Annotated in this window: 24 protein-coding genes, 2 tRNA genes and 1 pseudogene; 13 read left to right on the top strand and 14 right to left on the bottom strand. The window is 69.8% G+C overall.

Annotated elements, in window-relative coordinates; genetic code table 11:
* Position 1: 1 nt before the first annotated feature.
* The 4 genes from ettA to ACFC1J_RS01465 all read right to left on the bottom strand — a co-directional run bounded on the left by ettA (position 2) and on the right by ACFC1J_RS01465 (position 3,717).
* Entirely contained in the window at positions 2-1,681 is a 1,680-nt protein-coding gene (gene ettA, locus ACFC1J_RS01480; protein WP_375901839.1) for an energy-dependent translational throttle protein EttA, read from the bottom strand.
* A gap of 121 nt (positions 1,682-1,802) precedes the next feature.
* Positions 1,803-2,306 (bottom strand): DUF6993 domain-containing protein, encoded by a 504-nt coding sequence (locus ACFC1J_RS01475; RefSeq protein WP_375901837.1) that lies wholly within the window; start codon positions 2,304-2,306, stop codon positions 1,803-1,805.
* A gap of 75 nt (positions 2,307-2,381) precedes the next feature.
* Positions 2,382-2,939 (bottom strand): single-stranded DNA-binding protein, encoded by a 558-nt coding sequence (locus ACFC1J_RS01470; RefSeq protein ID WP_375901835.1) that lies wholly within the window; start codon positions 2,937-2,939, stop codon positions 2,382-2,384.
* Between the two features lie 151 nt (positions 2,940-3,090).
* Positions 3,091-3,717: a LysE family transporter gene (locus ACFC1J_RS01465; protein WP_375901833.1), complete on the bottom strand. Its 627-nt coding sequence runs from the start codon at positions 3,715-3,717 to the stop codon at positions 3,091-3,093.
* Between the two features lie 93 nt (positions 3,718-3,810).
* On the opposite strand from ACFC1J_RS01465, the gene ACFC1J_RS01460 reads away from it, so the two are divergent.
* Together ACFC1J_RS01460 and ACFC1J_RS01455 are read left to right on the top strand one after the other, a co-directional pair.
* Positions 3,811-4,074 carry a hypothetical protein gene (locus ACFC1J_RS01460; RefSeq protein ID WP_375901831.1) on the top strand — a complete coding sequence of 88 codons (264 nt, stop codon included), beginning with the start codon at positions 3,811-3,813 and terminating at the stop codon, positions 4,072-4,074.
* Between the two features lie 148 nt (positions 4,075-4,222).
* A complete protein-coding gene (locus ACFC1J_RS01455) occupies positions 4,223-4,918 on the top strand; it encodes a phosphatase PAP2 family protein (RefSeq protein ID WP_375901830.1) in 696 nt (231 codons plus the stop codon).
* Between the two features lie 16 nt (positions 4,919-4,934).
* On the opposite strand, the gene ACFC1J_RS01450 is transcribed toward ACFC1J_RS01455, so the two are convergent.
* A tRNA-Arg gene (locus ACFC1J_RS01450) sits at positions 4,935-5,007 on the bottom strand.
* A gap of 45 nt (positions 5,008-5,052) precedes the next feature.
* Between ACFC1J_RS01450 and orn the strand changes: the two genes are divergently transcribed.
* The gene (gene orn, locus ACFC1J_RS01445; protein WP_375901829.1) at positions 5,053-5,679 is read left to right on the top strand and encodes an oligoribonuclease; all 627 of its coding nucleotides are present in this window, start codon (positions 5,053-5,055) and stop codon (positions 5,677-5,679) included.
* 36 nt (positions 5,680-5,715) lie between these two features.
* Positions 5,716-5,791: transfer RNA gene (locus ACFC1J_RS01440), tRNA-His, on the top strand.
* Positions 5,792-5,889: 98 nt separating this feature from the next.
* Here the strand turns inward: ACFC1J_RS01440 and ACFC1J_RS01435 are convergent.
* Complete coding sequence (locus ACFC1J_RS01435) at positions 5,890-6,294, bottom strand: carboxymuconolactone decarboxylase family protein (protein WP_375901827.1); 405 nt, start codon at positions 6,292-6,294, stop codon at positions 5,890-5,892.
* Between the two features lie 55 nt (positions 6,295-6,349).
* On the opposite strand from ACFC1J_RS01435, the gene ACFC1J_RS01430 reads away from it, so the two are divergent.
* From ACFC1J_RS01430 to ACFC1J_RS01420, 3 genes are all read left to right on the top strand, one after another.
* Entirely contained in the window at positions 6,350-6,907 is a 558-nt protein-coding gene (locus tag ACFC1J_RS01430) for a TetR/AcrR family transcriptional regulator (protein WP_375901825.1), read from the top strand.
* A gap of 107 nt (positions 6,908-7,014) precedes the next feature.
* Positions 7,015-7,374: a GntR family transcriptional regulator gene (locus ACFC1J_RS01425; protein WP_375901823.1), complete on the top strand. Its 360-nt coding sequence runs from the start codon at positions 7,015-7,017 to the stop codon at positions 7,372-7,374.
* A gap of 13 nt (positions 7,375-7,387) precedes the next feature.
* Positions 7,388-8,461, top strand: a complete 1,074-nt coding sequence (locus ACFC1J_RS01420; RefSeq protein ID WP_375901821.1) for a PLP-dependent aminotransferase family protein — start codon at positions 7,388-7,390, stop codon at positions 8,459-8,461.
* Between the two features lie 15 nt (positions 8,462-8,476).
* On the opposite strand, the gene ACFC1J_RS01415 is transcribed toward ACFC1J_RS01420, so the two are convergent.
* Positions 8,477-8,635 carry a hypothetical protein gene (locus ACFC1J_RS01415; RefSeq protein WP_375901819.1) on the bottom strand — a complete coding sequence of 53 codons (159 nt, stop codon included), beginning with the start codon at positions 8,633-8,635 and terminating at the stop codon, positions 8,477-8,479.
* Complete coding sequence (locus ACFC1J_RS01410; protein ID WP_375901817.1) at positions 8,617-9,105, bottom strand: LysE family translocator; 489 nt, start codon at positions 9,103-9,105, stop codon at positions 8,617-8,619. Before ACFC1J_RS01410 ends, ACFC1J_RS01415 begins: the two co-directional genes overlap by 19 nt.
* Positions 9,106-9,285: 180 nt before the next feature.
* Between ACFC1J_RS01410 and ACFC1J_RS01405 the strand changes: the two are divergent.
* The 4 genes and pseudogenes from ACFC1J_RS01405 to ACFC1J_RS01390 form a co-directional block, all read left to right on the top strand.
* Positions 9,286-9,681: pseudogene (locus ACFC1J_RS01405) on the top strand (GNAT family N-acetyltransferase); the annotation flags it as partial.
* A 117-nt stretch (positions 9,682-9,798) separates the two neighbouring features.
* On the top strand, positions 9,799-10,146 hold the full coding sequence (locus ACFC1J_RS01400; protein WP_375902701.1) for a metallopeptidase family protein: 348 nt from the start codon (positions 9,799-9,801) through the stop codon (positions 10,144-10,146).
* Positions 10,143-10,439, top strand: coding sequence for an ATP-dependent Clp protease adapter ClpS (gene clpS, locus ACFC1J_RS01395; protein ID WP_375901815.1), 297 nt, complete (start codon positions 10,143-10,145; stop codon positions 10,437-10,439). Before ACFC1J_RS01400 ends, clpS begins: the two co-directional genes overlap by 4 nt.
* Before the next feature lie 5 nt (positions 10,440-10,444).
* A complete protein-coding gene (locus tag ACFC1J_RS01390) occupies positions 10,445-10,918 on the top strand; it encodes a DUF2017 family protein (RefSeq protein ID WP_375901813.1) in 474 nt (157 codons plus the stop codon).
* 4 nt (positions 10,919-10,922) lie between these two features.
* Here the strand turns inward: ACFC1J_RS01390 and ACFC1J_RS01385 are convergent, their stop codons facing one another.
* From ACFC1J_RS01385 to dinB, 3 genes are all read right to left on the bottom strand, one after another.
* Positions 10,923-11,504 carry a hypothetical protein gene (locus tag ACFC1J_RS01385; RefSeq protein ID WP_375901811.1) on the bottom strand — a complete coding sequence of 194 codons (582 nt, stop codon included), beginning with the start codon at positions 11,502-11,504 and terminating at the stop codon, positions 10,923-10,925.
* Entirely contained in the window at positions 11,488-11,820 is a 333-nt protein-coding gene (locus ACFC1J_RS01380) for a hypothetical protein (protein WP_375901809.1), read from the bottom strand. The genes ACFC1J_RS01385 and ACFC1J_RS01380 overlap by 17 nt, the downstream gene beginning before the upstream one ends.
* An 83-nt stretch (positions 11,821-11,903) precedes the next feature.
* Positions 11,904-13,157 (bottom strand): DNA polymerase IV, encoded by a 1,254-nt coding sequence (gene dinB / locus ACFC1J_RS01375; protein ID WP_375901807.1) that lies wholly within the window; start codon positions 13,155-13,157, stop codon positions 11,904-11,906.
* A 131-nt stretch (positions 13,158-13,288) separates the two neighbouring features.
* On the opposite strand from dinB, the gene ACFC1J_RS01370 reads away from it, so the two are divergent.
* Together ACFC1J_RS01370 and ACFC1J_RS01365 are read left to right on the top strand one after the other, a co-directional pair.
* Positions 13,289-13,663: an SPW repeat protein gene (locus ACFC1J_RS01370; RefSeq protein WP_375901805.1), complete on the top strand. Its 375-nt coding sequence runs from the start codon at positions 13,289-13,291 to the stop codon at positions 13,661-13,663.
* Positions 13,664-13,730: 67 nt separating this feature from the next.
* Positions 13,731-14,351 (top strand): TetR/AcrR family transcriptional regulator, encoded by a 621-nt coding sequence (locus ACFC1J_RS01365; RefSeq protein WP_375901803.1) that lies wholly within the window; start codon positions 13,731-13,733, stop codon positions 14,349-14,351.
* A gap of 37 nt (positions 14,352-14,388) precedes the next feature.
* Here the strand turns inward: ACFC1J_RS01365 and gatB are convergent, their stop codons facing one another.
* From gatB to gatC, 3 genes are read right to left on the bottom strand one after another with little or no spacing between them, the layout of a single operon-like run.
* Positions 14,389-15,903, bottom strand: a complete 1,515-nt coding sequence (gatB, locus tag ACFC1J_RS01360) for an Asp-tRNA(Asn)/Glu-tRNA(Gln) amidotransferase subunit GatB (protein ID WP_375901801.1) — start codon at positions 15,901-15,903, stop codon at positions 14,389-14,391.
* Positions 15,903-17,438, bottom strand: a complete 1,536-nt coding sequence (gene gatA, locus ACFC1J_RS01355) for an Asp-tRNA(Asn)/Glu-tRNA(Gln) amidotransferase subunit GatA (RefSeq protein ID WP_375901799.1) — start codon at positions 17,436-17,438, stop codon at positions 15,903-15,905. The genes gatB and gatA overlap by 1 nt, the downstream gene beginning before the upstream one ends.
* Complete coding sequence (gene gatC / locus ACFC1J_RS01350; protein ID WP_375901797.1) at positions 17,435-17,734, bottom strand: Asp-tRNA(Asn)/Glu-tRNA(Gln) amidotransferase subunit GatC; 300 nt, start codon at positions 17,732-17,734, stop codon at positions 17,435-17,437. The genes gatA and gatC overlap by 4 nt, the downstream gene beginning before the upstream one ends.
* Positions 17,735-17,741 lie beyond the last annotated feature (7 nt).

Below are 17,741 nucleotides of genomic sequence, written 5' to 3'. Positions count from 1 at the left end.
CTCAGTCACGCGTGAGCCTGCGGTGCGTCGAGCGGTGCGGGTTGGCCGCATCCGCGCCGAGGCGCTCGATCTTGTTGCGCTCGTAGGCGTCGAAGTTGCCCTCGAACCAGTACCACTGGTCGGGGTTCTCGTCGGTGCCCTCGTAGGCGAGGATGTGGGTCGCGATCCGGTCGAGGAACCACCGGTCGTGCGTGATGACCACGGCGCAGCCGGGGAACTCGAGCAGCGCGTTCTCGAGAGAGCTCAGCGTCTCGACGTCCAGGTCGTTGGTCGGCTCGTCGAGCAGCAGCAGGTTGCCGCCCTCCTTGAGCGTCAGCGCGAGGTTCAGGCGGTTGCGCTCACCACCGGATAGGACGCCCGCCTTCTTCTGCTGGTCCGGCCCCTTGAAGCCGAACTTCGAGACGTAGGCGCGGGACGGGATCTCGGTCTTGCCGACCATCATGATGTCCAGGCCGTCGGAGACGACCTCCCACAGGGTCTTGTCGGGGTCGATGCTGGCGCGGGACTGGTCGACGTAGCTGATCTTGACCGTCTCGCCGACCTTGAGCTCGCCGCCGTCGAGGGGCTCGAGTCCCACAATCGTCTTGAACAGCGTGGTCTTGCCGACGCCGTTCGGGCCGATCACGCCGACGATGCCGTTCGGCGGCAGGCTGAAGCTGAGGCCGTCGATGAGCGAGCGCCCGTCGAAGCCCTTCTGCAGCTTCTTCGCCTCGATCACGACGCTTCCCAGGCGCGGACCGGCGGGGATCGTGATCTCCTCGAAGTCGAGCTTCCGCGTCCGCTCCGCCTCCGTCGCCATCTCCTCGTAGCGGGCGAGACGTGCCTTCGACTTGGTCTGACGGCCCTTGGCGCTCGAGCGCACCCACTCGAGCTCGTCCTTGAGGCGTTTGGCGAGCTTCGCGTCCTTCTTGCCCTGGATGTCGAGTCGCTCGGCCTTCTTCTCGAGGTACGTCGAGTAGTTGCCCTCATAGCCGATGAGGCGACCGCGGTCGACCTCGGCGATCCACTCCGCCATGTTGTCGAGGAAGTACCGGTCGTGGGTGATCGCGATCACCGCGCCCTTGTAGGCCTGGAGGTGCTTCTCCAGCCAGAGCACGCTCTCGGCGTCGAGGTGGTTGGTGGGCTCGTCGAGCAGGAGCAGATCGGGCTTCTGCAGCAGCAGCTTGGCGAGGGCGACACGACGCTTCTCTCCACCGGAGAGGTTGGTCACGGGAGCGTCCGCCGGCGGCGTGCGCAGCGCGTCCATCGCCTGGTCGAGCTGGGAGTCGAGGTCCCAGCCGTCGGCGGCATCGATCTCCTCCTGCAGCGCGCCCATCTCGGCGAGCAGTGCGTCGAAGTCGGCGTCGGGATCCGCCATCAGAGCGGAGATCTCATTGAAGCGGTCGACCTTGGCCTTGATCGCCACGCCCTCCTGGATGTTCTCCAGGACGGTCTTGGACTCGTCGAGCTCCGGCTCCTGCATGAGGATGCCCACGCTGAATCCGGGGGTGAGCTTGGCCTCGCCGTTGGACGGGGTGTCCAGGCCGGCCATGATCTTCAGGATTGTGGACTTTCCGGCGCCGTTCGGGCCGACCATGCCGATCTTCGCGCCGGGCAGGAAGGCCATGGTGACGTCGTCGAGGATGAGCTTGTCGCCCACGGCCTTGCGGGCGCGGACCATGGAGTAGATGTATTCGGCCACGAGGGCGCTCCTTCTGTCGTCATGACGACGGTTGCGAGGGCTGCGGGTCGCTCTCCGGCGGTGTGCCGCGGGATCGACACTCCAGCCTACCCGGGGTGCGTGCTCTTCCTCCCCGGGGCGGCTACGGCCCGACGGGGACGGTCTTGCCGATGAGGCACTTGCCACCGTCCACCTGCGGAAGCACCGAGGTGACCGGATCCCCCGTGGACGGCCCCACCTGTCCGACGAGGCATTGCTCCTGTCCCCATCGCACGGAGAACTGGATGCTCTCGGCCGGGTTGCCCACCGTCGATTCGTCCGCCGTCACCTGCATGTCGGCCCTGGCGAATCCCGCGGCGGTGAGCGCGTCGATGTACGCCCCGCCCTTGATCCGGCTCTCCCCCGCCCAGACCTGGGCCACGACGGCGGCGAACAACGGGAGGTTGTCCTCGGCCGAGCCGTCGGGGTGGAGTTCGGGTGCTGCGGCCGGCGAAGCGGTCGCGCTCCCCGCCGTCGCGGAGGGCGACTTCGACGGCACCGGCGACCCTGCCGAGCAGCCGCTCAGGAGAAGCGCGACGACGAGCGCCACGGGCGCGAGCGATCGGATCACGGGTGTTCGGACGAGCACAGCCTGGGATCCACGCACTCCACGAGTCTAGGCGGCTCTCGCCCGCGACGATCCTCGGCGGTCCCGTTCCCTCCCATCCGGCCAGAACGGCGGTCAGAACGGCGTGGCATCGCTGCCCGGCGTCGCCCACGCATCGGCCGCCGCGTCCGGCGCCCCGACGCCCGCGGTGACGCCGACCGCCACACCCGCGCCCGCACCAGCGCCGGCACTGGCGGCGACACCGACAGAGGCTCCCCCGCTGTCCCCCGCCGCGCCCTCCGCGCGGGGCGATGCCTGATGCGACACCCGGTGGTACACGCTGCGCCCGCGCCGCAGATCCGGCCCGATGCTCTCTGCCTCGATCTCCGCGTTCATCCGCTTGCCGTCCTTGGCGTCCCACTCGCGCAGCTTCAGCCGCCCCACGACCACGACCGCGTCGCCCTTCGACAGAGAGGCCTCGGCGTTCTCCGCCAGGGCGCGGTAGGCCCTGATCTCGAACCAGTTCGTCCCCGCGTCGATCCAGCCGCCCGCACCGTCCGGCCGGCGGTGGTTGGTGGCCATCCGGAAGCTCAGGGTGGGGATACCGGTCGCCGTGGCGCCCCGATCCGGGTCGGACGCGACGTTCCCCAGGACCGTGATGGTGTCGGCCATGATCTGCTCTTCTCTGCTCATGCGGAGCCCTCTCGGCTCCGCTCCTGCAGACAGCGTCCCGTCCCGGCGGAGATCGTGGAGACGGCGATGCGCAATCGGTGCCGAACCCGCCCCTGGGTCCACCTGTGGAGGAGGAACGAACGCGCGACGCCGAGGCGCCCGAACGGCAGGATCAGTGCACGAACAGCAGAAGCGCCGCGACCGCGATGAACAGCGAGCCGAAGACGATGTTGAGCGTGCGCTGCCCTCGCGGGCTGGAGGTGAGCCGTCGGAAGCTCTGCGCCGTCGCGGCGAACACGAACCACATCACGATCACGTCGATGACCACCGTCGTCCCGATGAGGATCAGGTACTGCGGCCAGGGATCGCGGTCCAGGCGGATGAACTGCGGCACGAACGCGAGGAAGAACACGATCGCCTTCGGGTTGAGCAGATTGACCCAGAACCCGCGCCGCAGCATGGGCCACCGGCCCTCGGCGGGACGCAGGGCCTCGGCTTCGGCGACCTCTTCCGGCACCCGTGCGATGATCAGCCGGATCCCGAGGTAGACCAGGTACGCCGCACCGACGTAGCGGACCGTCTCGAACAGCCACGGAACACGCGCGACGAGCAGGCCGACTCCTGCGGCGACGATCGCGACATGCACGACGAGCGCGAGCTGCTGTCCGACGATCCCCCAGATCGAACGCCGCCATCCCTCGTTCAGGGAGTTGGTCATGGTGTTGATCGCGCCCGCGCCCGGCGTGAGGCTGATCACCAGGCACGCCACCACCAGCGAAAGCCACACAGTCACGGTCACCAGCACAGTGTAGGGACTATCCGGCGCGCGGACCTCCGGCGTGTCCGACGAATGTCGGTGGCCGTCCTTATGTTCGAAGGAGAAGGAGGAACCATGACCACGAACATCACCCCCGCACCGACCATCCGCTGGGCGACTCCCGTCCTCACCCGCTCCGTCGAGACGCTGCAGCCAGCCGGCGAGTGCCTCTGGCGCGTGCTGGACCGCCGCGGCGCGATCCGCGGGCACCTGCGGATCATGCCGCACGACCTCGGCCTGCGCTACCGCGCCGAGCGCCTGCATCTCTCCTCCGGAACGTTCCGCATCGTCGGGGACTTCTGGAGCGCCGACGACGCCGTTGCCGCGCTGCGCTTCTGACGGCGCGGGTGCGACGCGGCCGACGAAGGCCGCGTTTCTTGGCCAATCCTTAGGCGATGCATCGGAACATGGATCCGGCGCATGCGAACCGGCGGGCGCCCGCCTCCGATGTCGCCATCGCGAGGAACCGCGACGGATGAGGATCCCCATGACTGAGCTGCGACGCACCCGCACCCGGCCGCTCACCGGCATTGAGCGCGCCTCTCGGCGCCCGCTGGTCGCCGTGTCCATCGCGGTCATCGGCGCCGTCGCCGTGATCGCCCTCGGGTTCGCGATGAAGGCGACGCAGGCGGATCAGAGCCTCGTCACAGCCCTCAACAAGACCCACACGGGCCTGTGGGGCACGATCGGCACCGCGATCTATCGCGGCATCGAGCCGCTCCCCGCCGTGGCGATCACCCTCGTGATCGCCGGAATCGTGTGGGCCGTGTCCCGCTCGCTGCGCACCGCGATCCTGTTCGGGGTCACCGTCGCGCTCACCTGGCTGCCCGTCGCGGCCGTCAAGATCCTGGTCGACCGTCCGCGTCCCGACGCCTCGCTGCTCGCGCACCCGTTCTCGCCGCTGCAGACCGATGGCTCCTTCCCCAGCGGCCACACTGCGTACGTCGTCGCCCTGGCGATCGCGTTCTGGTTCCTGCTCCGCGACACGCGGTACGCCTGGCTGCCCCTCGTGCTCGGCGCCGTCGCCACCGCGGTGATCGGCCTCGCCGTGGTGAGCGACGGTCTGCACTTCCCCACGGATGTGCTCGGATCCATCGTCTGGGCGCTGACCACGGCCGCCGCCGTGCGCTGGCTCATCGTCGACGTGATCGCCGCGCAGGTGGGGCGTCGAGCCGCGGCCTGAACCGGCGCAGAAGAAGTGCCCCCTGCAGGATTCGAACCTGCGACCGACGGATTAGAAGGCCGTTGCTCTATCCACTGAGCTAAGGAGGCGCCTCTCCAGGCTAGCGCGTCGGCGCCGCTCAGTAGGATGGCCGCATGGTTTCTTCGTCCGAGAACGATCGTCTGGTCTGGATCGACTGCGAGATGACGGGGCTCGATCTCGCGATCGATGAACTCGTGGAGATCGCCGTCGTGATCACCGACTTCGAGTTGCGCCTGGTGGACCCCGGGTTCCAGGTGGTCATCCGCGCGAGCGATGCCGCCCTGGGTCAGATGAACGATTTCGTCACGAACATGCACCGCACCTCAGGGCTGTATGAGGAGATCCCGGGCGGCGTCTCCCTCGCCGAGGCGCAGGAGCAGACGCTCGCCTACATCCGGCGGTTCGTGCCGCAGGAGCGCAAGGCGCCGCTGGCCGGCAACACGATCGGCACCGACCGCATGTTCCTCGCGAAGTACATGCCCGATGTCGACCAGTACCTGCACTACCGCAACGTCGACGTCTCGAGCATCAAGGAGCTCTCCCGCCGCTGGTACCCGCGGGTCTTCTTCCACGCCCCGTCCAAGGACGGCGGTCACCGAGCCCTCGCCGACATCCTGGAGTCGATCCGCGAGCTGGAGTACTACCGCCGCGCGGTGTTCATCGACCAGCCGGGGCCGACGACCGAAGAAGTGCAGGCGACATCGGACGCCGTCGTGTCAGAGTTCGCCTCAAACCTGTAATACACTTGTCAGGTTGCCCGCTCCGGCAGGCACATGGTGGCTATAGCTCAGTTGGTAGAGCACCGCGTTGTGGTCGCGGGGGTCGCGGGTTCAAGCCCCGTTAGCCACCCCAATGGGGTGAGGCCCGGATCCTGTCTTCGGACAGGGTCCGGGCCTCCCTCTTTTCTTGTCGCCGGTGGGCGGAGCCCCGGCCTGAACCTGCAGATCGCGTCATCGCGGCTCGCCCTCGTCCGGGCGCTGTCCAAGGACTTCACGCGCAACAGCCAGCCCGTTTCCCGCACGCGGGTGACCCGCATAGAGCGCCGTGTGGAAGACCGTCTCGACGATCTTCTCCGCTGTGACGCCCACATTCAGAGCTGCCCGCATGTGCAGAGCGAGCTGTGGTTCGGCACCGCCGATCGCCGTCAGCACAGCGATGTTGATCAGCTGGCGCTCGGGCAGCGACAGGGCCTCACGCCCGTAGACATCGGCGAAGCCCGCTTCGACCACGTAGGTTCCGAAGTCCGGACTGATCTCATCGAATCCTGCCAGCGTGCGTGCCGCGGTCTCCGCACCGAGAATCCGGTCCATCAGCTCCCGGCCGCGGTCGTACCGTTCTCCCTCTCGAGGTGACATGAGCGCGACGCTACGCTACGTAGCGTTTCGACGCAACGCTCGATACTCTGATGCGATGCCGGAATCTCCTCGCACTCGCACCTCCACCCGGATCCAGGACGCGGCCTGGGAGATCTTCTGCGAACGCGGACTGCCCGGAGCGACGATGGAGGAGATCGCGAACCGGGCCGGCGTGGCGAAGACCACCGTGTATCGACGGTGGCCCACCAAGTCGGCCATCCTCATCGATGCGTTGAAGGAGAGGCTCGCTCCGCGGGTGAAGTTCCCACAGGACGGGACCGTCCGCGATGATGTCGTCGCCCAGATCGAGGCGGTCATCGAGCTGTTCGGCAACAGGACGGGCCGGGCTTACCTTGCAATGATCGCGGAGAGCGTGCACGACCCCGAGATCGGCACAGCGCTGCGCGACCAGTACATCGCGGACCAACGGGACGCCGCGATCCGTCGACTCCGCACAGGCATCGAGCACGGCGAGCTGGCGCCCCGCATCGACCCCGAGATCCTCGTCGACGGCCTCTACGGCGCGCTCTACTACCGGGTCTTGGTGGCCCGTGCACCGCTCGACAGGGCCTACGCGACACGACTGGTCGACAGTCTGTGGCCCGCCCCTTGATCGCGCATTCCGCCACGGCTCCCTCGTCGACGACGCTTCTCCGCTGACCGCTGACGAGGCGCCCATGTCGCGAGCCGCGCAGCACGCCGGATAGGCTCCCCCCTCAGATGACCGGATCCGACTTCCTCCGACTGGACCCGCGCGACGCGCCGTCCCGTGGGCGCACCGCGTGGCTCACCGCACGGATCCGCGCCGCGGTCGCCGACGCGACTCTCGGCGCCGGCACACGCGTGCCACCGAGCCGCGAACTCGCCGAGGAGCTCTCGTTCTCCCGCGGCGTCGTCGTCGAGGCTTACCGCCGCCTGACGGAGGAGGGACTGCTCGTCACCAATCGGGGCGCAGGCACACGGATCGCCGCGGCGGTGGGGGGCGGGGGGGGGGGCGGGGGGCCACCAATCGGGGCGCCGGCACCCGGTTGGCCGGGGGGGTTCCCCCCCCCCCCCCCCGCGTCCACGCCGTCTCGCTGAACCGCTCCGGCCGGTGGAGCCGCTCCAGATCTCCGAGGGCGCGCCTGATCTGAGCGCGTTTCCGCGTGCGGCCTGGCTGCAGGCCGAGCGCCGAGTCCTCACGATCGCGACCGCTCGCGACCTCGGGTACGCCGATCCGCAGGGCGTCCCCACGCTCCGCGAGGCCCTGGCCGGATGGCTGGCGCGCCGTCGCGGCATCGCGGTGTCCCCGGAGCGCATCATCGTCACGGCGGGTGTCACGGGAGCCCTCAGCCTGATCGCCCAGACAATGCGCGAGCGGGGCGCGACCTCGTGCGGCATCGAGGACCCGAGCGCCGACGGGAACCGTCGCATCCTCGGATACTGGCTGGACGAGCTGCACCCCGTTCCCGTGGACGGCCACGGCATCGACGTCGCCGCGCTCGAGGCGAGCGGCGTCCGAGCGGTGCTGACCACGCCCGCGCATCAATTCCCCACCGGCGTGGTGCTCTCACCCTCGCGCCGCCGGGAGCTCATCGCCTGGGCAGAGCGCGTGGACGGTGTGATCATCGAGGACGACTACGACTCGGAGTATCGCTACGACCGCGCGCCCATCCCTGCGTTGCAGGCGAGTGCGCCGGAGCGGATCCTGCACATCTCCAGCCTGTCCAAGGTGCTCGCCCCGGCACTGCGGATCGGCTGGATGATCGCTCCCGAGGGCTGGGCCGACGATCTCGTCCGCAGGCGCTGGGCGACGGATCTCGGCTCCCCCGCCCTGCCGCAGCTCGTCCTGGCGGACCTCATCGGCAGCGGCGTCCTCGAGCGTCAGGTGCGGCGCCTCCGGCTGCGGCACCGGCAGCGCCGAGACGCCGCGGTCGCCGCCATCCGCGACCACATGCCGGGGTGCCGCGTCGAGGGCATCGCCGCCGGACTCCACGTCCAGGTGATGCTGCCGGACGGCGTCGACGATGCTGACCTCGCACAGCGGGCCGTCTCCGAGGGGATCTCGGTCAAGCCTCTCTCCGACTATCGCTTCTCCCCCGGCCCGCCGGGACTCGTGATCGGCTACGGCCCCCATTCGAGCGCCCGGCTCACGGCTGCGATCGCGGCACTCGGTCGTCTCCTCTGAACCTGCGGGTCGCTCTCACCGCGGCGCGATCGCGAGGAGCATCGCGAGCACGACGAAGGTCAGCGCGAAGCCACGGCCGAGGAGCCGGTTCACCGCGGGACGCGCGCGCACGACGTCCCGCACGCGCGCGGCGCCCGCCCCATATGCCGCGAAGATCACCAAGGTGATCCCCATGAACGCCGCGCCAGAGCCGCCATCCGCAGCACGCCGTCGGACGCCTCGACGTCCACGAACATCGGCAGGAACACGAAGAAGAAGATCGTGAGCTTCGGGTTCAGCAGGTTGACGAGGACCGCATCGCGGATCACCCGCCCGAACGACATCCCCGGCGCAGCGGAGCCGTCCTCCGTCTCCGCGGTCGCCACGAGCCCGCGCTCGTCCCGCCACATGCCCCAGGCCATGAAGAGGAGATACGCCACACCCACCCAGCGGATGACGTCGAACAGCACGGAACTCGCCGCCATCACGGCAGCGGCGCCCGACAGCGCCAGCGCGAGGTGCGGCAGGATCCCCAGCGTGCACCCGATCGCCGCGATGATCCCCGCGCGGACGCCCCGGGACAGCCCTGCGGCGATCGTGAACAGCACGCCGCTACCGGGGGTCGCCGTGATCACGATCGATGTCACCAGGAAGCTCGTATCCATGTCCTCAGACTGGAGGGAACCTGGACCAGGCAGAAGATCCAAGAATCCACGGCTGTCAAGGTCCAAATCGCAGAGCGCCCACGAAGCTCCGAGCCTCGCCCCGCAACGAAGACCGGGACGCCGCTCCGGGAGCTTCACGGCCTCGGCCGACCGCCGCCGCAGGCCGGATAGCATCGAGACATGGCTTCTTTCGTCCGCACCGCGACCGATGCCGACCTCGCGAAGCTGGCCGGGATCGAGGGCGAGGCCGACGCCGTCTTCGCCCCTCTCTTCGGCGCCGCGCTCGCCGGCGACGCCCCCTCCGGCATCGCTCGCGCCGCGGAACCGGGCTTCATCCTCGTCATCGCGGAAGAGGAGGACGGCGCGCCCGTGGGCTTCGTCCACGTCCTCGAGGAGGACGGCCACGCACACCTCGAGCAGCTCTCCGTCCTGCCCTCGCACGCGCGCCGCGGCCACGGGCGCGAGCTGGTCGAGGCGGCCCTCGAGGAAGCGGCCGACCGCGGCCACGGGGCCGTCACCCTGCGCACCTTCGCGGACGTGCCGTGGAATGCGCCGTTCTATGCCTCGCTCGGATTCACGGAGGGCGACTCCCCCGACCACCCGTTCTATCGCGCGCTCCTCGACACCGAAGAGCGGATCGGGCTGAACGATCTCGGACGCCGTGTGCACATGATGATCGAGCTCTCCGGAGGGATGGAGATGCATCAGGAGGAGTTCGAAGAGCTCGTCGCGGACGAGCTCGACCGTCTGCCGGACGAGATGGTCGAAGGCCTCGAGAACCTGGTCTTCGTCGTCGAGGACCGGCCGGAGGACGGCTCGCTCGACCTGCTCGGACTCTATGACGGCCTCGCCGTCACCGAGCGCGGCAACTACGGCATGGGAGAGCTCCCCGACCGGATCATCGTCTACCGTGAGCCGCACCTCGCCCAGTGCGCCGATGAGGAGGAGCTGCGCGACGAGGTGCACACCACCCTCGTGCACGAGATCGCGCACTACTACGGGATCGACGACGCGCAGCTGCACGAACTGGGCTGGGCATGAGCTCCCCTCTCCTCACCCCGGACGTCGACGAGCAGCTCGACCTGCAGGCCGCGCCCGCCGTGCCGTGGGAGCTCGTCGTGTGGGACGACCCGGTCAACCTCATGAGCTACGTAGCGCGGGTGTTCCGGACGTACTTCGGCTATCCCAAGGATCGGGCGACGCGCCTCATGATGGCGGTGCACAACGAAGGTCATGCGGTCGTCGCCACCGGCCCGCGCGAGACCATGGAGGTGCACGCACAGGCGATGCACGACTACGGGCTGTGGGCGACCGTGCGCCGAGTGGGAGAGTGAGCGGGATGACCGGTTCCGAGATCCATGTACCGATGCAGTCGATCGAGGCCCAGCACCTCGCCGAACTCGTCGAGCAGTTCCTCGACCTGCTCCGCGAGACCGAGATCGGTGCGGATGCCGCCCTGAACCGCCTCACTCCCGCGGTGTACCCGGAGGACGCCGACGCGTCGGCGGAGTTCGCGGATGCGACCAGCGCCGACCTGCTGGACCGGCGGGCCGCCGACGCCCGCGTGGTGCAGACCGGTCTCGGCTCCCTCGCTGAGAAGACCGCTCTGCGGGACGAGCTGGTGCTCGCCCCCTCCGTGGTGGACGCCTGGCTGCGCACGCTCGCTGCGCTGCGGCTCGTGATCGCCTCGCGGCTCGGCATCGAGGACGACCCCGCTCCCGATCCGGAGGATCCTCGGCTGGGCGTGTACGAGTGGCTCGGTTACCGACTGGATCTGCTCGTCGAGGCCGCGGACGAACTCGACGGCGTCTGAGCGGTCACGGGATCGAGACCACGAGCGTGGCGAAACCGATCGGGTCGTCCCGGCGGATGTGCGCCACCTCCTGCTGGGCCCAGCGCTCCCAGTGCGGCCGGAAGAGCTCGCCGTCCCTGTCCAGGGCACGGCGCTTACGGCTCGCCTCCGGCGACTCCACCCACACCCGCACGTCGGCGATGCGCGCCGCTCTGGGCGTGAGCGCACCGCAGCCCTCGAGGATGACGCCGCGCGAGGGATCCACCGCGTAGCTCTCCGCGTACTCGCCCGCGTCCCAGTCGTAGCGCTGCCACGTGCCGATGAGATCGCGCCCGTGCGGGCGGAGGATCTGCTCGTAAGCACGCTCGGCCCCGGCGTCCAGGCCGTCCCAGCCCGGGTAGATCGAGTCCAGCGCGATCAGCTGCGGATCCGTGCTCAGCGGCCAGTGCTGCGCGAGCAGCCGGGCGAGCGTGGACTTCCCGGCGCCGCTGCGCCCGTCCACGAGCACCACGGGATTCGAGGCCTGCACGGCTCGTACGGCGTCGGCGATCCGGAAGACCGCCTCGCTCAGCGCACGTGCAACCGGATCGTCACTTCTTGAGGGCACGGATGATGCGGGAGATCGCACGCCCGGCGACCCAGACGAAGGGCACAGCCACGGCCAGCAGGGAGACCAGGTTCGGCTCGAACCGCAGCCCCTCCTCGCGCCGCACGTACACGCCGAGCGGGATCGCGATCCCGCCTCCACCGCCGCCCTCGCCCTCGGCGGCGCCGTCAGCACCACCGGAGCCCCCGCCGAAGCCGGAGAAGGTCAGGGCGACAGGGGTGAACGACGCGCCGTCCACCTCCTGCGTCTCGCCGTAGGCGCTCTTGACGCCGAAGGACGCGGAGTTCTTGCCAAGCTCGAGTGCGATGTGCGGCATGCGTCCACGCTAGCCCACCCGTGCGACCTCGACCACCGGCTTGCCGCCGGCTCAGGGACGCCGGCCCCCGCGTCGCGCCGGGATCAGTCCAGTCCGTGCGCGCGGGGATGCGGCGCCGCCCCGCGCCCGGCCCGCGCGCCCAGGTGCCGCGCGCGCGTCACCATTCCGGATCCGAACTTCGCCTGCGCGCTGTCGAGCGCGTCCTCCACGCGACGCCACTCGGCGTCGTCGTCCCACAGTCCCAGTGCCCCGCCGGCATCCGTCAGCCGCTCGGCGCGCACGCCGACAAGCCGGACCGGGTCCCGCCGGTCGAGCGCGTCGAAGAGCGTCCTGGCGACCTCGCCGATGCGCTGGCCGACCGACGTCGGCTCGGGAAGCGTCTGGGAGCGGCTCACCGTCGTGAAGTCCGCGAAGCGGATCTTGATCGCCACAGTCCCGGCCTCCCAGCCCGCCCTGCGCAGTCGTGCGGCGACGCGGTCGGCGAGGCGCAGCAGCTCCGAGCGCAGCGCCTCGCGGTCGGAGATGTCGATCTCGAAGGTCTCCTCGTGCCCGACGCTCTTCTCCACCCGGTTCGTCTCGATGCTCCGTGGATCCCGCCCCTCGGCGAGCTCGCCCAGGCGCTGGGCGAGGGCCGGGCCGACCGCCCGCTCGAGGGCGGAGGCGGGAGTGGCGCGGATGTCGCGGATCAGCCGGATGCCGCGCGATTCCAGGGATTCCGCCGTCTTGGGTCCGACGCCCCACATCGCCCGCACCGGCTTGGTGGCGAGGAAGTCGAGCGTGTCGGCCGCGGCGACGACCAGCAGCCCGTCGGGCTTGGCCATGGTCGACGCCATCTTGGCGACGTGCTTGGTGGCGGCGACGCCCACACTGCAGCTGATCCCCACCTCGTCCTGCACGCGCTCCCGGATCATGGCGCCGATGCGCCCCGGGCTCCCCCAGAGCCGTCGCACCCCGCGCACGTCGAGGAAGGCCTCGTCGATCGAGAGCGGTTCGACGAGAGGGGTGAACTGCTCGAAGATCGTCATGACCTTCTGGGACACGTCGCGGTACTTCGTGAAGTCGGGCGGCACGATCCGCGCCGTCGGGCAGAGCCGGATCGCCTGCGCCACCGGCATCGCCGAGCGCACACCGAAGCGCCGGGCCTCGTAGGACGCGCTCGAGACCACGGAGCGCCCGTCGGGAGCGCCGATGATCAGGGGGAGCCCGCGCAGCGAGGGATCGTGCAGCACCTCGACGGCGGCATAGAACGCATCCATGTCGACATGCAGGATCCCCGTGCCGGTGTCGTCGGCGTCGGGTGCGGAGACGATCCGCCCTGACCCGTCGCCTCGTCCCATGCTTCCATTCTCGCGGAGGCCGACGACATCCGATCTTCGATCCTCGACTTTTGACCGGGCGGTCAATCAAGACGGTAGAATCGTAGCGACCCCCATTCGGGAGCCATCTGACTGCAAGGAGGATGAGTTCTATGAAGAAGTGGACACGCTGGCAGGACTGGGTGGCCGTCGCCGCCGGACTGGTCGCGGTCGTGGCGGGCATCGTGATGACGCCCGGCATGGGCATGACGATGACCATGATGATCGTCCTGGGCGTCCTGATGATCGCTGCCGGGGTATGGAGCCTCGCAGCCCCCGGTCTCGTGTCGATGGAGTGGATCCTCGCCGCGATCGGCGCGCTGCTCTTCATCTCCCCATGGATCGGCTCCTACGCCGGAGACGCGGGGCCCGCCTGGGCCTCGTGGATCTGCGGAGCCGTCTGCGCGGTCGCAGGGCTCTGGGCACTGGTGCCCGCCGAAAAGGCCCACCGCGCTTCGCACGGCGGCCCCACGGCGGCTCACGCGTGACCTGGACGGTTGCACAGGGTGCGGGACGCTGGGAGACCACCGCCCCGCACCGTCATGAGAAGCCGTCATGACCAGGAACACGGAAGCCGGCGACGCCCGCACCCGGATCCTCGATTCCGCCGAGACCCTGTTCGCCCGCGACGGCTTCGACGGCACGTCGACAGCCCGGATCGCGCGTGCCGCCGCAGTGCCCAAGGGCCTGCTCTTCTACTACTTCCCGGCCAAGCCCGACATCCTCGCGGCGCTCATCGACGAACGCCTGCGCACCGCCGCGCTCGATGCCGTACCGCTCGCGGTGCGCGGAGACCCCGTGCAGACGCTCATGAACGTGGGCGAGCGCGTTCTGCACGACCGGGAGGCGTCGGATGTGCTGCGCGAGATCCTCTGGCACGAATCCCACGTGCGCCCCGAGGTCGCACGAGCGCTGACCCGCTACCGCCGCGCGCTGCACGACACGGTCGAGCGCGCGTTGACGGCGTGCCTGCCCGCCGGAACGGACCGCGGCGCCGTGCGTGCCGCCGCGGACGCCTGGTCGGCGACGATCACGGCCCGGCCCCTCGACGCCGCCCTCGACGAGAGTGCCGAGGAGCAGCGCCGCAGGCTGCACGAACCGGCCAGCCTGCGCGCGATCGCCCGCGTGCTCGGCGCCGGTCTTCAGACAGCGACGCTCAAGGGCGCCTCACTCTGAGTGCGGCGCCCTTGAGCGTCTACTGAGCGGGCTGTCGCTACTGCGCGGCGCGCTCCAGGATGAGCTCGCGCACGCGGGCGGCGTCCGCCTGCCACTTCATCGCCTTCATCACGGCACCGATCACGGCGCCGGCGGCCTGCACCTTGCCGTCCTTGATCTTGGCCATCACATCGGGCTGGGCGGCCAGAGCCTCATCGATCGCGGCGATGAGCGCGCCGTCGTCGGAGACGACCGCGAGCCCGCGCGCGTCGACGACCTGCTGCGGGGTTCCCTCGCCGGCGATGACGCCCTCGAGCACCTGACGGGCGAGCTTGTCCGTGAGCGTGCCGGCGTCGACGAGCTGCTGCAGCGCAGCGACCGAGGCCGGCGCGATCAGCGATCCCGCGTCGACCTCGCGCTCGTTGGCGATGCGGCTGATCTCACCGCTCCACCACTTCCGCGCGGTGTCGGCGGTCGTGCCCGCAGCGATGGTCGCCTCGACCTCGTCGAGCAGGCCCGCGTTCACGACGCCCTGGAACTCGATGTCACCGAAGCCCCAGTCCGCCTTGAGGCGACGACGCCGGGCGACGGGCTGCTCGGGCAGCACCGCGCGCAGCTCCTCGACCAGCTCACGGGCCGGCTGCACGGGCAGCAGGTCGGGCTCGGGGAAGTAGCGGTAGTCGTCCGCGTCGGACTTCGGTCGCCCGGGCGACGTGGTGCCGGTGTCCTCGTGCCAGTGCCGGGTCTCCTGCGTGATCGTGCCGCCGTCGGCGAGGATCGCCGCCTGCCGCTGGATCTCGTAGCGCACGGCGCGTTCGACGGAGCGCATCGAGTTGACGTTCTTCGTCTCGGTGCGGGTGCCGAGCTTCTCCTGGCCGCGGGGGCGCAGGGACACGTTCGCGTCGCAGCGCAGGTTGCCGCGCTCCAGACGCGCCTCGGAGATGCCGAGACCCCGGACGATGTCGCGGATCGTGGCGACGTACGCCTTCGCGATCTCGGGGGCGCGGTGCTCGGCGCCGAAGATCGGCTTGGTGACGATCTCGACGAGCGGCACGCCGGCGCGGTTGTAGTCGACGAGCGAGTACTCCGCGCCCTGGATGCGACCGGTCGCGCCGCCCAGGTGGGTGAGCTTTCCGGCATCCTCCTCCATGTGCGCGCGCTCGATCGGGATCGTCACGAGCGTCCCGTCCTCGAGCTCGACCTCGACGGATCCCTCGAACGCGATCGGCTCGTCGTACTGCGAGATCTGATAGTTCTTGCCGAGGTCGGGGTAGAAGTAGTTCTTCCGCGCGAACCGGCAGGACTCGGCGATCGAGCAGCCGAGCGCGAGGCCCAGGCTGATCGAGGAGCGCACGGCCGTCTCGTTCACGACCGGAAGGGATCCGGGAAGCCCCAGATCCACCGGTGCGATGAGCGTGTTCGGCTCCGCATCGTGGTTGCGCTCGTTCGCCGGGTTCGGGGCGTCGGAGAACATCTTGGTCTCGGTGTTGAGCTCGACGTGCACCTCGAAGCCGAGCACCGGCTCGAACAGCTCGAGCGCCTTGTCGAAGTCCATGAGCGTCACGGCGGCCATCAGCGGGTCCCTCCCTGCGGTACCTGAGCTTGTCGAAGGGTCGGTGCGCGGTCGAGCAGCGGCCCGCCCCAGGCGTCGACGAGCAGCGTCTCCAGCGCGGCGCCGACCCGGTACAGGCGGGCGTCCTCGCGCGCGGGAGCGAGGAACTGGATGCCGACAGGCAGCCCGTCCTCCTCCGCCAGGCCCGACGGGATCGAGATCCCCGGCACGCCGGCGAGGTTCGCCGGGATCGTGGTGAGGTCGTTCAAGTACATCTGCAGCGGGTCGTCGATCTTCTCGCCGAGCTTGAACGCCGTGGTCGGCGCGGACGGCGTCGCGATGACGTCGACCTGCGCGAACGCGGCGTCGAAGTCCTGCTGGATGAGCGTGCGCACCTTCTGCGCACTGCCGTAGTAGGCGTCGTAGTAGCCGGCCGACAGCGCGTAGGTGCCGAGGATGATGCGGCGCTTCACCTCGGGACCGAAGCCGACCTCGCGGGTGAGCGACATGACGTCCTCGACCGTGCCGCCGCCCTCGGGCGTGACGCGCAGACCGAAGCGCACCGAGTCGAACTTCGCCAGGTTGCTGGACGCCTCGGCGGGCAGGATCAGGTAGTACGCGGCGACGCCGTACTCGAAATGCGGTGCCGAGATCTCGACGATCTCCGCGCCCTGCGCCTCCATCTGCTTCAGCGCGGCGTGGAACGAGCTCGCGACTCCCGCCTGGAAGCCGGAGTCGGGCAGCTCCTTGATGACGCCCACCTTGAGGCCCTTGAGGACCTGTCCGGTCGCCCCCTCGCGCGCCGCCTCGGCGAACGAGGGCCACGTGTCGGGAAGGGACGTCGAGTCCTTCGGGTCGTGACCGCCGATCACGTCGTGCAGCAGGCCGGCGTCGAGGACGGTGCGGCTCACGGGGCCGACCTGATCGAGGCTCGACGCGAGGGCGATCGCCCCGTACCGGCTGACGCCGCCGTAGGTCGGCTTGATGCCGACCGTGCCGGTGACGTGCGCGGGCTGGCGGATCGAGCCGCCGGTGTCGGAGCCGAGGGCGAGCGGCGCCTCGAAGGCGGCGACGGCCGCAGCCGAGCCGCCGCCGGAACCTCCGGGGATCCGGTCCAGATCCCAGGGATTGTGGGTGGGGCCGTACGCGGAGTGCTCGGTGGAGGATCCCATCGCGAACTCATCCATGTTGGTCTTGCCGATGCCGACGAGACCGGCCGCGCGCGCCCGGGCCACGACGGTCGCGTCGAACGGCGAGCGGTAGCCCTCGAGGATCCGGGAGCCGCTCGTGGCGGGCTGGTCGGTCGTGACGAGCACGTCCTTGATCGCGAGCGGTACGCCGGCCAACTCGCCCAGGCTCTCCCCCGCCGCACGGCGACGGTCGATGTCGGCGGCCGCATGGAGCGCGTGCTCGTTGACGTGCAGGAAGGCGTGCACGTCGCCATCGACGGCGGCGATGCGGTCGAGGTGGGCCTGCGTCGCCTCGACGCTCGACACCTCGCCCGCGGCCAGCTTGGCGCCGAGTTCGGCGGCGGTCCAGCGGATGATCTCGCTCACTGCTCTTCTCCCAGGATCGCGGTCACACGGAAGCGGTCGCCGTCGGCGTCCGGCGCATTCTGGAGCACCTGCGCGGTGGTGAGGGTCTGGCCCACGACGTCTTCCCGGAAGACGTTGTGCATCGGGATCGGATGGCTCGTCGCGGCGACGTCGGGCGTCGCCACCTCCGAGACCTTCGCGATGTTGTCGACGATGGCGTCCAGCTGACCGGTCAGCTGCGTCACCTCGTCGTCGGAGAGCTGGATGCGCGCGAGCACGCCGAGATGGCGTACGAGATCAGGGGTGATTTCAGACACCAGGACA

This window comes from Microbacterium sp. NPDC056052, from assembly GCF_042266785.1.
GTDB lineage: Bacteria > Actinomycetota > Actinomycetes > Actinomycetales > Microbacteriaceae > Microbacterium.
The sequence above is the reverse complement of the archived record's forward strand: the minus strand, read 5'-3'. Positions and strand labels throughout refer to the sequence as shown.

Bases quoted from the DNA above. Each gene is read 5' to 3' on its own strand.
- ACFC1J_RS01380 (WP_375901809.1), bottom strand. From the start codon at position 11,820: ATGCCGCACATCGCACTCGAGCTTGGCAAGAACTCCGCGTCCTTCGGC.
- ACFC1J_RS01365 (WP_375901803.1), top strand. From the start codon at position 13,731: ATGACCAGGAACACGGAAGCCGGCGACGCCCGCACCCGGATCCTCGAT.
- dinB (WP_375901807.1), bottom strand. From the start codon at position 13,157: ATGGGACGAGGCGACGGGTCAGGGCGGATCGTCTCCGCACCCGACGCC.
- ACFC1J_RS01410 (WP_375901817.1), bottom strand. From the start codon at position 9,105: ATGGATACGAGCTTCCTGGTGACATCGATCGTGATCACGGCGACCCCC.
- ACFC1J_RS01460 (WP_375901831.1), top strand. From the start codon at position 3,811: ATGACCACGAACATCACCCCCGCACCGACCATCCGCTGGGCGACTCCC.
- gatB (WP_375901801.1), bottom strand. From the start codon at position 15,903: ATGGCCGCCGTGACGCTCATGGACTTCGACAAGGCGCTCGAGCTGTTC.
- ACFC1J_RS01435 (WP_375901827.1), bottom strand. From the start codon at position 6,294: ATGTCACCTCGAGAGGGAGAACGGTACGACCGCGGCCGGGAGCTGATG.
- orn (WP_375901829.1), top strand. From the start codon at position 5,053: ATGGTTTCTTCGTCCGAGAACGATCGTCTGGTCTGGATCGACTGCGAG.
- clpS (WP_375901815.1), top strand. From the start codon at position 10,143: ATGAGCTCCCCTCTCCTCACCCCGGACGTCGACGAGCAGCTCGACCTG.
- ACFC1J_RS01415 (WP_375901819.1), bottom strand. From the start codon at position 8,635: ATGGGGATCACCTTGGTGATCTTCGCGGCATATGGGGCGGGCGCCGCG.
- ACFC1J_RS01470 (WP_375901835.1), bottom strand. From the start codon at position 2,939: ATGAGCAGAGAAGAGCAGATCATGGCCGACACCATCACGGTCCTGGGG.
- ACFC1J_RS01390 (WP_375901813.1), top strand. From the start codon at position 10,445: ATGACCGGTTCCGAGATCCATGTACCGATGCAGTCGATCGAGGCCCAG.
- ACFC1J_RS01455 (WP_375901830.1), top strand. From the start codon at position 4,223: ATGACTGAGCTGCGACGCACCCGCACCCGGCCGCTCACCGGCATTGAG.
- ACFC1J_RS01430 (WP_375901825.1), top strand. From the start codon at position 6,350: ATGCCGGAATCTCCTCGCACTCGCACCTCCACCCGGATCCAGGACGCG.
- ACFC1J_RS01425 (WP_375901823.1), top strand. From the start codon at position 7,015: ATGACCGGATCCGACTTCCTCCGACTGGACCCGCGCGACGCGCCGTCC.
- ACFC1J_RS01400 (WP_375902701.1), top strand. From the start codon at position 9,799: ATGGAGATGCATCAGGAGGAGTTCGAAGAGCTCGTCGCGGACGAGCTC.
- ACFC1J_RS01370 (WP_375901805.1), top strand. From the start codon at position 13,289: ATGAAGAAGTGGACACGCTGGCAGGACTGGGTGGCCGTCGCCGCCGGA.